The organism is Shewanella psychrophila (assembly GCF_002005305.1).
Classification (GTDB): domain Bacteria; phylum Pseudomonadota; class Gammaproteobacteria; order Enterobacterales; family Shewanellaceae; genus Shewanella; species Shewanella psychrophila.
This window is the reverse complement of sequence record NZ_CP014782.1, coordinates 2622666-2636165: the sequence shown is the minus strand read 5'-3', so window position 1 is coordinate 2636165 and position 13500 is coordinate 2622666. Positions and strand designations below refer to the sequence as shown.

The 13500-nt window shown below is 44.2% G+C and carries 7 protein-coding genes; 5 read left to right on the top strand and 2 right to left on the bottom strand.

Features of this window, described 5'->3' with window-relative positions; genetic code table 11:
- Window positions 1-153: 153 nt before the first annotated feature.
- Together glgC and sps_RS11330 are read left to right on the top strand one after the other, a co-directional pair.
- Window positions 154-1422, top strand: coding sequence for a glucose-1-phosphate adenylyltransferase (gene glgC / locus sps_RS11335; protein ID WP_077752627.1), 1269 nt, complete (start codon window positions 154-156; stop codon window positions 1420-1422).
- A 66-nt stretch (window positions 1423-1488) separates the two neighbouring features.
- Window positions 1489-3321: a glycogen synthase gene (locus sps_RS11330; protein WP_077752626.1), complete on the top strand. Its 1833-nt coding sequence runs from the start codon at window positions 1489-1491 to the stop codon at window positions 3319-3321.
- A 108-nt stretch (window positions 3322-3429) separates the two neighbouring features.
- Here the strand turns inward: sps_RS11330 and sps_RS11325 are convergent, their stop codons facing one another.
- Window positions 3430-3909 (bottom strand): aminoacyl-tRNA deacylase, encoded by a 480-nt coding sequence (locus sps_RS11325; protein WP_077752625.1) that lies wholly within the window; start codon window positions 3907-3909, stop codon window positions 3430-3432.
- Between the two features lie 458 nt (window positions 3910-4367).
- Here sps_RS11325 and sps_RS11320 point away from each other — a divergent pair, with 458 nt between their 5' ends.
- Window positions 4368-8597 (top strand): collagenase, encoded by a 4230-nt coding sequence (locus sps_RS11320; RefSeq protein WP_077755652.1) that lies wholly within the window; start codon window positions 4368-4370, stop codon window positions 8595-8597.
- A gap of 1419 nt (window positions 8598-10016) precedes the next feature.
- On the opposite strand, the gene sps_RS11315 is transcribed toward sps_RS11320, so the two are convergent.
- On the bottom strand, window positions 10017-10499 hold the full coding sequence (locus sps_RS11315) for a glutathione peroxidase (RefSeq protein WP_077752624.1): 483 nt from the start codon (window positions 10497-10499) through the stop codon (window positions 10017-10019).
- A 259-nt stretch (window positions 10500-10758) separates the two neighbouring features.
- Here sps_RS11315 and sps_RS11310 point away from each other — a divergent pair, with 259 nt between their 5' ends.
- Window positions 10759-11298 (top strand): YfaZ family outer membrane protein, encoded by a 540-nt coding sequence (locus tag sps_RS11310; protein WP_077752623.1) that lies wholly within the window; start codon window positions 10759-10761, stop codon window positions 11296-11298.
- Window positions 11299-11764: 466 nt separating this feature from the next.
- Window positions 11765-13429 carry a sensor domain-containing diguanylate cyclase gene (locus sps_RS11305; RefSeq protein WP_077752622.1) on the top strand — a complete coding sequence of 555 codons (1665 nt, stop codon included), beginning with the start codon at window positions 11765-11767 and terminating at the stop codon, window positions 13427-13429.
- The last annotated feature ends 71 nt before the right edge of the window (window positions 13430-13500 follow it).

The window sequence follows — 13500 nt, the reverse complement described above, 5'->3', positions numbered from 1 at the left end:
CGTTCAATTCACCCGTTATTCCAGTGAAGTCCCAATATGAGGGGGGTTTAATCATGCTGTATCCAGAAGTCGCAATAATTAACTCAATAATGCAAACGTTGAACAGTCATAGACAATTAATCCTAAGCAATGAATCTCAAGGAGCGAGTACCGATGCCTAACCCGAGTCCACGTTATATCAGTAATTTAACCCGTGATACTTATGCGATTATCTTAGCCGGGGGAAGAGGTTCTCGTTTGCATGAGTTAACTGAGTGGCGCGCGAAACCATCGCTCTATTTTGGGGGGAAGTTTAGGATCATAGACTTCCCGCTATCGAACTGTATTAACTCTGGTATTCGTCGTGTGGGGGTGGTAACTCAATATAAATCTCATTCACTCATTCGTCATGTCATGCGAGGCTGGGGTCATTTTAAGAAGGAGTTAGGCGAATCGGTAGAGATATTACCTGCATCCCAGCGTTACTCGGAAAACTGGTATCAGGGAACGGCCGATGCTGTGTTTCAAAATATGGATATTATCCGCCATGAGCTGCCTAAGTACGTGATGATTTTATCGGGGGATCATGTGTACCGTATGGATTATGCTGGAATACTCGCCGCCCATGCCGAGTCCGGGGCAGACATGACGGTTTCCTGTTTAGAGGTGCCGGTTGCCGAGGCCGCCGGGGCTTTCGGCGTGGTGCAGGTCGACGAAACCCAGCGCATCTTAGGTTTCGAAGAGAAGCCTGAAGTGCCCAAGCATCTGCCCGATAACCCTGAATCGTGTTTAGCCTCCATGGGAAATTATGTTTTCAACACCGAGTTTTTGTTTGAGCAGCTAAAAAAAGATGCCATGAATGAAAACTCTGAGCGAGACTTTGGTAAAGATATTATTCCTTCTATTATCCAAGACCATAATGTGTTCGCTTATCCATTTTGCGGTGACTTTAACGACCAAAAAGCCTACTGGCGTGATGTGGGCACGCTGGATTCATTTTGGCAAGCCAACATGGAGCTGTTATCACCAACCCCTCCGTTAAATCTATACGATGCGAAGTGGCCTATCTGGACGTATCAGGAGCAACTTCCGCCAGCAAAGTTTGTCTTCGATGATGATGACAGGCGAGGCATGACCTTAGATTCTATTGTGTCCGGTGGCTGTATTATTTCTGGGGCTACGGTGCGAAGGAGTGTGTTGTTCAATGAGGTGCGAGTCTGCTCTTATTCAGAAGTAGAAGGCTCGGTGATCTTGCCCGATGTGGTGATACAGAGACACTGCAAAATTAAGAATGCGATCTTAGATCGTGGTTGCATCATTCCCGAAGGTACTGTGATTGGCTATGACCATGTTCACGACAGAAAAAGAGGCTTCAGGGTCTCGGAGAAAGGCGTGGTGTTAGTGACAAGAGACATGTTGGGTCTGCCTGTAGGCTATGAGTGAGTCTCTGTACTTGATTCTGCACTTTATTTTGTAGTGGATAAGGAAAGAACATTGAAAAGAGTATTGATGTTAGCCGCCGAGAACGGCTCGATACCTAGGGCTAAAGTCGGGGGGATGGCGGATGTCATTCGTGATCTCCCGGCCGCTTTGGCGGAACAAGGTGTGATGGCCGATGTGATTATGCCAAGTTATGGTTTTCTCGCTGGGTCAGTCAACGCCACAAAGCTTGCAGAATTTAGTGTGACTTTTGGCGGTGTCAGGCAGAGTGTCGCTCTGTTAAGTACTCCTCATCCGGACGTTGAGGGCTCGGTGATCTATTTCATCGACGTTCAGGATGGAGTGTGTCAAGGCAAGCCTCAGGAGATCTATAGCCAAGGCAGTGACGAGCGTCCCTTCGCAGAGGATGCTAATAAGTTTGCCCTGTTTTGCCTCTGTGTGGCGACGGTAATCAATGAGAAAATGTTACCTGAGCCAGACTTAATACATCTTCATGATTGGCACTGTGCCATGTTTGCCTTATTGACTCGATGGGATGAAGATTTCCAGAATCTTTCGACTATCCCTTGTGTTTACACCATACACAACTTAGCGATACAGGGGATACGCCCACTCAAGGGGGACGCCTCTTCTATGAGTGCCTGGTATCCAGGATTACAGGAAAAACTCTCTTCTGAGCAGCTCGAGTCTGTGAGTGATCCTCGCTATCCCCATTGTATCAACCCCATGAGAGTCGGCATTAATCTGTGCGCTAAGGTACACCTGGTATCACCGACTTACGCCGATGAAGTATTGCAACCCTCAGATCATCATGCTGGCTTCTTTGGAGGCGAAGGCCTGGAGGCCGATTTACAGCGTAAACAAGACTCGGGTGCGCTGGTGGGCATATTAAATGCCTGTGTCTATGATGAGCTTGCTCTGGCAGAGAAAACGACTGCTGGGATCGTTAAAGTTAGTGTCAGTGATAAAGCCAGTGTCAGAGATAAGCTCAGAGACAAGGGGGTCAATGGCGCAGCGACCAAGAAGAAAGCGAGTGCTACCGACCCCAATAATACACAGGACAAGTACAGGGAAGAGCAAGGCATAGCCAATAAAGATGATTCCTGGAGCGAGTTGCTGGAACAGATGAAGTCGGCACTATTGCGCTGGCAGGGAGGTAAGCAATGGGTTGCCTGTTGCGATCTGATTGCGCTGACACGCATTGCAGCCTTGTGGCGGTATGACGGGCAGTCTAAAGATGTGCATCCATCTCATCTTCAGTCATCAGACAAGAAGTTATTGAATAAGCCGCCGATGAACACGCTGAAAAGCCCAAGCATGCTAGTGACTTCGGTCGGTAGGCTGACGGATCAGAAAGTACTTATCTTGCGTCAAACTGTCTTGCTAGATAATGGCCAGCGAGTTTCAGTGCTTGAGTCTATATTGCAGGCCTTAGCTTTGGCTCACCCTGAGGGATTATTTATTCTACTGGGCAGTGGAGATGCTGAAATCGCCAGTGAATTCGGTGCCATTGCTGCCAGATATACTAACTTCATATTCCTTAACGGCTATGATGAGGTTGTGTCGGATGCACTGTATCGAAATGGCGATCTCTTTATGATGCCAAGTTCTTTCGAGCCTTGTGGGATAAGTCAGATGCTTGCGATGAAGGCGGGACAAATCTGCTTAGTCCATGGAGTGGGGGGCTTGCGAGATACGGTGGCTGACAATGAGACTGGTTATTTATTTTCTGGTAACTGCTTAGCCAAGCAAGCTGAAAATTTACAGCTGCGCTTCTCCGATGCTCTTGAAGATTTTAATGGAGATAAATGGCGAGCAATGGAGCTGTTAGCGAGTCAGCAGCGATTCGACTGGTTCAGTTCTGCGGCTAAATATAAGCGCCAGCTATATTGCTTTGATTAAGTACTTAAATAAGTTCATTTATTCAGAATACTCACTTTAAGCATTTGGAGTGAGTATTCTGCTTCTGGCTGTAGCTAGAGTGCTCAAGCTCTGTTAATGAACGCTCTGCTAATGAATAGTTTGATGACTGAACCTTAAGTGCTTGGCATCTTTGATCAGTTTAACGAAATCTTTCCGGCTTATGTGCACTAAGCTGCTATGGTCTCCGGCCTCAAAATAGACTTCTTTGGCATTGACTAAGAGATCGTCATAAACCGCTTCTAAGTTGTAGGCACCGCCTAATGGTGGGATAGCCCCATTCTCACAGTCTTTAAACATCTGATAAACCGCTTGCTCCTTCATCAGGTGTAGGTCCCGGTTAAGCTTGTCACCTAAGGCTCCCAGGCTGATTTTATGGTTAGCGGGTAACACAGCCATTATCTTACGTCCTTCATGATCTTCTAAGATCACCGCTTTTGCTAGCTGAGATGGCGATACTTGTGCCGCGATGGCCGAGCTTAACGAGTTAAAACTATGGGGGTGAGAGACAAGCTCATAGTTTATCTTATTATCCTGCAGGTACTCATTTAATCGGGTAGAAATTGCCATGGTGTTACCTCGAAACCATTATGACGTCACTGGTAATTATAGTTCAGCAGGTCAATTTCAGTAGAAATTGTGTCGAGGCATAAGATCTTTTTGAAGTATTCCCCACTCATATTAATACTATTCATCCATCTGAAATTAAATAAGTTTATAGATTCCCATGCCAGATTAAATCGAAATGTTTCATTGAAGTCAACATGATTTATATTCACCAACACTTGCTTTTTGCATGCAATATACAGTAGAAATAAGTGGAAACAATTTATTAACAATAAATACTGTTTAGTAAAAACAGAAGACAAAATCAACAAATAGAAATGGATTATTAAGGACACCTGCCCACGTTTATGTGGGCAGTTAAAGGAATATCTACAGGTCGCATCGTAGATCTAAAGTGTCTTTTTACTTATATGAATTGTATGTACAGCGATATGCTGACGCCGTTGCATGAGGTAAACCTGATGAGAAACATAATAAAATCAAGAAATAGTATATCTTCGAAAAAGTCTATTCTAGCTAGCGCTATCTTTCTTTCCCTTAACCTAGGTGCTTTATATGCCCCTTCTGTGCAAGCGGCAGAAATGTGCGGCACTAAAACTTTAGAACGTCAAGGGGAAGTCCCCGCTAATCAAGCCCATTGCATTACCGATTATGGTCATTATTTCTATGTGAATGTGCCCTATGAAAACAGCAATGTCACCATAACCACATCAGGTGGTACTTTTAATGGCAGTGATGCCGATATTCTGCTTTATGATGGTGATGACTGGAGCGGAAATGTTGAGCTAAGTAGTGCTGTCAGCGGTACTAATGATGAGTCGATCTCCTTTGTATCCCGTGCAGGTTCTCGTTACTTTAAGATTAATGGCAACATACAAGAAACCACTTTAGAAGTCACAGTGACTGGTGGCGATGTACCTCCGCCAATGGGTGGCTATATTGTTTTCGACACTAACATTCTTGTCGACCTTCCAGTGCCATCTATCTCATCAAAAGCACAATACGGCAATGTGATCCCAACCATTTTGGCGGCAACCTACAGTGATTTTGAAGGTATTGCCAGTGGTGTAAATGACCCTATTGATGATGTGAGTGATGCGGTTCATTACTTGGCAGGCACCAACGATCTGACTGATCCGGATTTGAATCAACTGCTTTATTTCTTGGGTTCGTATAAGTATTACGCCCCAGCTATGTCTGATGCAGAGGCGGCAAAGCTGAGCATTGCACTTCAAGCCGTAGCGAGTATGACTGGCTTTTTAAGCACTGATGGTGGCGTTATCCAAGAAGGCTATGCCAAGGCACTGAATAATTTTGAGCGTGGTGCTGGCGCGGCTTATTTTAAAGACCAGCTGCCACATCTGTTAGCGACGATTCAATATTACTCTATACAGACAAATCCTTTTGGCGCCACCAATGCCGGTGATGCGACTATGGCGCTACTCGGTGCCATAGGTTCTGCCGCGTACTATGGTGATGGGGCGGTCAAATCTGCCTATAACAGCAATATGCTGGATGTGCTTTCTGTGATGCGCTCATTTGCCTTTCTAGGTGAAACGTCACTGGACATGAAATGGTCAACTGAAGCCGATAGAAAATGGATCTTACCCCATACCTTTATCGCTCTGGGTAAGATCTCGAGCATCGCCACCGACGAGGCTAAGGCGCGTTTCGATAGCAGCATCTTAGAGGTTCACGGCAAGGTGACCCAGATTATCTCGGTTGAAACCACTGAGACCATAGTGACTAAGAACTACTTAAAGTCCGCAGGTCGTCAGTGTGAAGCCAGCGACCCACTATTTGGTAGCTGCGTCGTGCCACCAAAAGAGGAAGATATCTTAACCGTACGCCATGAGTGTACCGATAAGGTGGTTATCCGCGCACAGTCTAGTATTAGCCAAGCAACCTTAACCCAGTCTTGTGCCGATATTGCTCTGCAAGAAACTGAGTTCCATAGCTTCTTTAATACAGGCGGCGTGCCTGTCACTGGCGATCAGAACGATGTCATCGAAGTGGTGGCGTTTGCCAGTCCTGAAGATTATGAAAAGTATGCCCCTGAGTTTTTCGGGATAAGCACAGATAACGGTGGTATGTACCTTGAAGGTACGCCGGAGAATGTCGGTAATCAGGCGCGCTTTATTGCCATGCAGTGTCCGGATTCTTGGGTGGGTACCTCTTGTCAGTATATCGATCAGATTTATAACCTGAGACATGAGTTTGTTCACTATCTCGATGGTCGTTACATCAAGGCCGGATCATATGGATCATTCGATTATAATGTTTCCTGGTCAGAAGGAATGGCCGAGTATATGGCTAACGGTGCCGAGCATACCCGTACTCTTAATGCCTTGAAGGGCGAAACTATTCCGCCTCTGTATAACTTGCTGTTTATGTCTTATGAGTATGATGACTTGTATCAATGGGGCTATTTTGCCATGCGCTATCTGGGTGAGGAGCATCCAAGTGAGATAGCTTCTATCACGGCGGCTCTGCAAGCCGGTGATAACGCGGCATACATCGAAGTGCTAAAAGGTGTAGCGGAGCGTACAGAGGCAGGTTTCGAAGCTTTTGTGCTAGCGAATTCAGAAACTGTGGCTCCAGCCGCTGCGGTGATCCCTGCAGCCGATACCATAGGAAGTTGCGCCCTGGCTCAGCAATATGTGCGTAAAGTCGATGCGAATAAGACTGAGTATACGGTGACCAATACTACAGATACGCCAGTATCTCTGTTTTGGATAGATAACAACAAGGGCACGGCAAACTTCGCCAAGAACTATAAGACGTTAAACCTTGGTGAAAATTACACAGCTTCAAGCTGGAGCGAAGGCGATCGCTTGATGCTGACGGATAATGCCATGAACTGTTTAGGGGTTGCCGTGATGGAGCCAGTTCAAAACAGTTTCTCTATCGATGCTGATTTAGTCAAAGATGTGGTGCCCGAGGCTATTCCTGAACAAGATATGCTGGGCAGCTGTGAGTTAGTGAGACCTCACCTTATCAAGGATGAATCCCATGCATTCACTATCACTAACACCACAGATTATCCGGTTCGTTTATTCAGAGTCGATAACCTGACGGGCAAGCCTAAGTATGCCAGTGCGGCAACTGGGTTTGATTTCGGTTACGGTACGCTCAATAAAGGTGAGAGCTACACATCCGATATTTGGTATGGCGATCGTCGTATTATGCTAGCCGATGCCCGATTGAATTGTTTAAGTGTGGGTGTACTAAACAATGTGACCGCCGATTTCATTATTGACGAGACCACCATTGCTAATGCAGCTGCACCTGAGGTTATTCCTGCCGCTAATACCATAGGCAGTTGTGATCTAATGAATAAGCATCTAACAGGACCTTTTGAGTCGGACTTCTCGTTTACTAACAATAGCGATACAGCAGTGCGAGTCTATCGTGTAGATAATGAAACCGGTGAGTTGAGTGAGAGCTTTGGTTTCACGACTCTTGCTACTGGCGAAACATACGATAGTGTTTCAACTTGGAAATGGTTTGGTAATCGCCGTGCGGCTATCACCAATACTGCTGGCCAGTGTCTAGGTGTTGCTGTGATGACTGAAGAAGGTGTCAGTAATGATTACGAAATCACACAGGATCTTATTGGTGGTGGAACGACGCCTGTAGACAGTGATGGTGACGGCGTAATCGATTCACAAGATGCCTTCCCCAATGATCCGACTGAATCAGTCGATACGGACGGTGATGGTGTGGGTGATAACTCAGATGCCTTCCCTAACGATGGGACAGAGTCAGTCGACACGGACGGTGATGGTGTAGGTAATAACGCCGATGCTTTCCCTAACGATGCAACTGAAACCTTGGACAGCGACGGTGATGGTTTAGGTGATAACGCCGATGCTTTCCCTAACGATGCAACGGAAACCTTGGATAGCGACGGTGATGGTGTAGGTGATAACGCAGATGCTTATCCAAACGATCCTAACAATGGTGTTGTGCAGAGTTGTGGCGCGGCGACTATCACTTCAGGCCAGTTGACCCTTGAAAATGAAGAGTGTATCAGCGGCGGAAAAGGCAGTTTCTATGTCTATGTGGATGCGGATAACACAGATCTTTACATCACCACACAAGGTGGTGAGGGAGATGCCGACATTTATTTTAATGCAGATACCTGGGCGACATCGACTAACGCGCAATCTAGGTCTGAGCTAAGTGGTAACAGCGAGAGCCTGCATGTGGTGGCCAATCGTGGCTGGCGTTATATTGCCATCGACACAGGCACTAGCTACTCAGGTGTCACCGTGAAGGTGAGTTTAACTGACCCTAGTACAGCGCCAGTCGAGCCTCCTGTTCTGCCGCCAGTTGAGCCAGAGCAGCCTAGTGGATTAGCCGACACGTGCGCTACTGAAACTGTGCAAGATTATGGCAGTATCAGTGATGGTGTTCCTATCTGTGTCAAAAATGGTCGCTCATCTTTCTATATCAATGTGCCTGCCGGTACTCAGAGCTTAACGGCTGAAACGGGACACGGCGTTGGAGAGCTGGAGTTATATGTTGGAGAAAGCTGGCCAGATGCGAGCAGTAACACTGGTGTATCAGCTAACCCTGGGACAATAGAGAGTGTGACTGTGAATCAGCCAAAGAGCGGTTGGTACTATATCTCGGTGCAAAGTATGCCTAGCAGTGAAGATGTGACGCTAAAGGTCACCCTTAAATAGCATTCGGTCGCTATTGTATGCTACTTCTATAGTTTACTGCTGAAAAAAACGGGTCTTAGGCAACTAAGACCCGTTTTTTATGTGTTAATGAATGTACGAAAACCGATATTAGTTGGTAAGAGATAAAAAAGATAAAAAAATGGCCCCGCCTTAAATAAGGGGAGCCACAAGAATTCTTATAAAGAATCTGTATATGAATGATTAAGCTGTATAGCGCTAGCAAACAAACTTAACTCTTCATCTGGAGGCTCAAGTGAGCGTCCTAAAGGGAGGTGATGAACCATGATGAAAAACATGTAGCACTCGCTACATATAGTCAGAGTCATGGGATCTGGATAAGTTCATCGTTATGGGTTAAAAACTTAGATTAATTGGAGTTAATCATTAGAGTTTATCCTTCGTACTGTGGGTATAGGGCCTAGATAGCTTAGATATTTGTATCGATTTTCATTCGTTGATATTAGTTGGTAAGAGATAAAAAAATGGCTCCGCCTGAAATAAGGGGAGCCACAAGAATTCTTATAAAGAATCTGTATATGAATGATTAAGCTGTATAGCGCTAGCAAACAAACTTAACTCTTCATCTGGAGGCTCAAGTGAGCGTCCTAAAGGGAGGTGATGAACCATGATGAAAAACATGTAGCACTCGCTACATATAGTCAGAGTCATGGGATCTGGATAAGTTCATCGTTATGGGTAAAAACTTAGATTAATTGAAGTTAATAATTACAATTCATCATACATACTAGTGTTTACTGGCCTGTGGTAGCTAGATTTTATCTCGATTGGCACTCGTCGGTATAAGTTGGTATGACACCAAATGAATCAGAAAGAAGGTTCTGCCTTACGTATAAAACCGTGGCCAAAAAAGGTTGACCACTACAGTAAGAGATAAAAAAATGGCCCCGCCTCAAATAAGGGGGAGCCATAGAATTCTTATTCAGAATCTGTAGTCGGAAACAATAATGTCGATTAGCGCTAGCAGTCGATAAACTGTTTCCAGTAGATACAAAGCGTATCTAAAGGGAGATGATGATGAACATTGAAACGACTAGGTCTGCTAATGCTCAAAGGAGCTTTAAAAGTCAAAGCCAGAAATTCGGTTCACTATGTATGAGTCATAAAATTAGCGAAAGTTCATTTTAGAAGCAGATAAAGTCATTTTATTTTTCTCCCAATAATGACCTCTTGGAAGACTGATGAAAATAAAACAAAAAAAGGGCAACACCAGTCTTTTATCAAGATAGGGCTGCCTGATGATCATTTAAGATCAAGGGGACCGCGCTAGAAGTCCCAGAGAGAATGATGAACATGAAAACCTTCTTCGCGTTCATATTCTTTGATGCCCTCAAAATGAATAAGTTCAAAAAATAGACGGTGTTTTTTGTGTTTATTTATAGATTATAACTATCTTGTTGATTAGCTTAGTAAACTAATTATTTCTTTTTCTATCGCTTCAGGCTTAGTGGTAGAAGCAAATCGCGTTAATACTTTCCCTTGGCTATTAATTAAAAATTTGGTGAAATTCCATTTGATCCTCTTGCTGCCTAAAATGCCCTTAGCCTCGGATTTGAGGTACTCATAAAGGGGATGTGCTTCTGGGCCGTTGACCTCTATTTTCTCAAAGAGGGGAAAGTTGACGCCGAAATTAAGTTCACAAAATGAAGAGATCTCACTCTCATTGCCACTTTCCTGAGCCCCGAACTGATTACAGGGAAACCCAAGAATGACAAATTTTTCAGGGCCGTATTTTTCATAGAGATCCTGTAGTCCCTTATATTGAGGCGTGAAGCCACAGGCGCTTGCTGTATTGACGATTAATATTACCTTATCTTTATATTCAGATAAGGATAAGGGTTTCCCTTGAATATCATTTACCGAAAAGTCATAGATGGATGTCATGTTTGAATCTCTTGTGAGGGTTTCAGATAATCTAGCAATAAGTATAGTTTTGAGCAAATTAATTGCGCGCAATTTACATGGCGTGCACTTAATCTATTGCGATACGTATTGTTTCGTTGTTGTCCACTTCTGGCCTCTTGTGCTTTATAGGTTGCTATAGTGTTTTCATCAGCGTTATATTGTCCTTTAAAAACAATTGAGTAGTGGTTGTCTGTGACGTTTTTGCTATCATCATCAAAACCAATGTTCAGAGACCAATATGAGCGCTAAAACTTGGAGTAGCCTACTCCTGCTATCGAGTATTTCTGTTGCTGCTAATGCCAGTGATTTTGGTATTAACCTTAACGATGATGTGATTTCAACAGAACTCAACCTTGATCTTCAAAATAATGCCAACGCCGTACTCGGATATATCTACTCAAATGATGGTGGACAGCTATTGTCAGGGGCCATGCATGTAGCCCATGATGCCGGTATTCATCATTTTGAGATTGGGGCAAAGTACTCCTATGCTTGGGCGAAAAACAGTGCCAATGGCAGTGCTATCGGAGTAGGAGGTCGTTACACTATGGCGCTGGGCTCTAACCTATCATTCCATGCATCTGGATATTATGCCCCTTCGGTACTCTCTTTTGGTAGCGTCGACGGCATGTACGAGCTAGACAGTAAAATTCAATTTCAGTTAAATCCAAGTCTTGCTCTTTACACTGGCTACAGAAATATTCGTCTTCAGTATGACAACACGAATAATTCAACTTTTGACTCGGGTTTCTATATTGGTGGTAAAGCCAGTTTCTAACTCGCTTTCATATGTGTTATAGCATCTGTAGCTCAGGTGCTATTGGGCTCATATTTCGTTTAACACCTTGTCATCCCCCCATTATATTTGCTCCGATATCTCATTCCATTAGATTCAAAATAGTCTAAACTAACCTTTAGTGACGCTTGAATCTGTATTGGAACACTAAAGCCATCGGAAGGCTCCTTCATTTTTTCCTTGGCTCAGTCTGTTTCCTCAATTACATCTTGTTATAACCTGCGTCATGTTTAAAAGGCATATTTAGCTTTTATTCAAGGGAAATGCACTATCATCATCTTTTTTATGATTTATATTGAATAATGCTTAATGTGTAAATATGATTGCAGGCTATGTTAATAGCTTGTGTTGGCGATGATTACCTCCAAGGATCAGGGGAGTCTCATAGAGCCTAGCTGCTTGCAGTTGACCTTAGGTCAACGAATAACTAGATAGAAGGCAGAATGATATGATCCAAAGAGCGCTCTTGTTATTACTTATCTTTTTTAGTCAGACAGCGGCCGCGGTCACTTCTATCGATCAGTCCCTTCTGTTTCATGCCAAAGCCGATCAAACCCCTCCTTCTCTACACGCCGATGTGACGCCTTGGATGGCGACACTGGAAGAAGCCGACAGTATCAGTTTAACTGGTGGGAGTTACTGGCTAGTAATGCCTACATTTATGTACGACAGAGAGACTAAATGGGCGATCAGTGTTAGAAATTCCATCGTAGAATCACTGGATTATTGGGTGATCGGTGACGATGGCAGCAAACAACATTCTCATAGTGGCTACTATGCTCCATACGAGTTTTTGTTTGATTATGGCCGGGAAGTAGAGCTTAACTATGGCGTGGAATATTGGATAATCGTGAAACTCGAGAGTCGCTACTTCTCTTCAGTGCCTAAAGTGGAGCTCAAACATCTGCTAGAGCATAAGAAGAGTGCAGATATTGAAGCTATGGCTGTGATGTTATGCCTGGGGGGACTCATCTTTATTGCCTGCTATAACTTACTGATTTTTTTCTCTATCAAGGATCGCGCTTTTCTTTATTATGGCCTCTATGTATTGGCATATTTTTTCGGTTGGGCGCTGACCTTTCACATTCCTGCTCATCTATGGGCATACCATAACTTAGAGCTACACCATCTGTTTTTTATTAGCCTGCCAATATTTAATATACTGTTTTACAAACATTTCCTCCAGCTTCCTGAATACTCTCCAAAGTTGTGGCGTTTAAGCAAGTATCTAATGTGGACCTGTATCTTGGCGCTACCGACGAGTATTTATCTGGTTTCCTATACCGCGCTTATTGCCTCAGTGTTAATTATGTTGTGGATCGGCCTGGCGATTACTTGTGGTAACGTCTGTCTGATCAAAGGTTTCTCTCCGGCTCGTTATTTTATCTTCGCCTTTACCTGTTTACTGTTGCCTGCTGTGATCATTCTTCCGGGAAATTTAGGATTAACACCTGACTTTGTCGAACATGCAGAGCTTGCCACGCTCATAGGTGGAACCGCCGATGCACTCATGCTATCTCTGGCTCTGGCAAATAAGATCAAGTTATTGTCCGAGGAGAGGCAGACCTACATAAAGACCTTGGGTATCGCCTGGGAGAAAGCCCGTGAGGATGAACTGACACGGTTGCAAAATCGACATGCATTCGATGAGTTCATGCAAACTCAACGGTTTGGTAAAGAGGCTAAACGAGGCGAACACCTGATCTTGCTGGATATTGATGGTATTACTCAGGTAAATCATACCTTAGGTCATCATGAGGGAGATTGTTTACTTAAATTTGCCGCTAAACAGCTTAAGTCTATTTGTGAATCCCATGAGAGAGTGAGGTTATTTAGGATCGGCGGGGATAATTTTGTCATATTACTCTCTATGGAACAGACTCAGTCTGTTCTGGTTCAACTTGAGCAACTCTCTAATGCATTTGAGAAGGAAGGCTATCGAGAGACTGGTGTCAGTTATGGTTTTGCTTTAAATAGAGATGCCAAGGATGCCAGTGACTGGCTGAGAACCGCAGATAAGAATATGTATCGTCACAAGACAGAGAAACGCCGTGTTAAGCAGGCTAAGGTGAGTCAGGTCATAGATGATTCCAATAGATTAGACTTTATTTAACAGGTTCGATTTAATTTAATCGTTCAGTTTAAAAAGCTGACAGTTCGCACTGTCAGCTTTTTCGTTATTAC

Bases quoted from the DNA above. Each gene is read 5' to 3' on its own strand.
- sps_RS11305 (WP_077752622.1), top strand. From the start codon at position 11,765: ATGATCCAAAGAGCGCTCTTGTTATTACTTATCTTTTTTAGTCAGACA.
- sps_RS11330 (WP_077752626.1), top strand. From the start codon at position 1,489: ATGTTAGCCGCCGAGAACGGCTCGATACCTAGGGCTAAAGTCGGGGGG.
- sps_RS11310 (WP_077752623.1), top strand. From the start codon at position 10,759: ATGAGCGCTAAAACTTGGAGTAGCCTACTCCTGCTATCGAGTATTTCT.
- sps_RS11320 (WP_077755652.1), top strand. From the start codon at position 4,368: ATGAGAAACATAATAAAATCAAGAAATAGTATATCTTCGAAAAAGTCT.
- sps_RS11325 (WP_077752625.1), bottom strand. From the start codon at position 3,909: ATGGCAATTTCTACCCGATTAAATGAGTACCTGCAGGATAATAAGATA.
- sps_RS11315 (WP_077752624.1), bottom strand. From the start codon at position 10,499: ATGACATCCATCTATGACTTTTCGGTAAATGATATTCAAGGGAAACCC.
- glgC (WP_077752627.1), top strand. From the start codon at position 154: ATGCCTAACCCGAGTCCACGTTATATCAGTAATTTAACCCGTGATACT.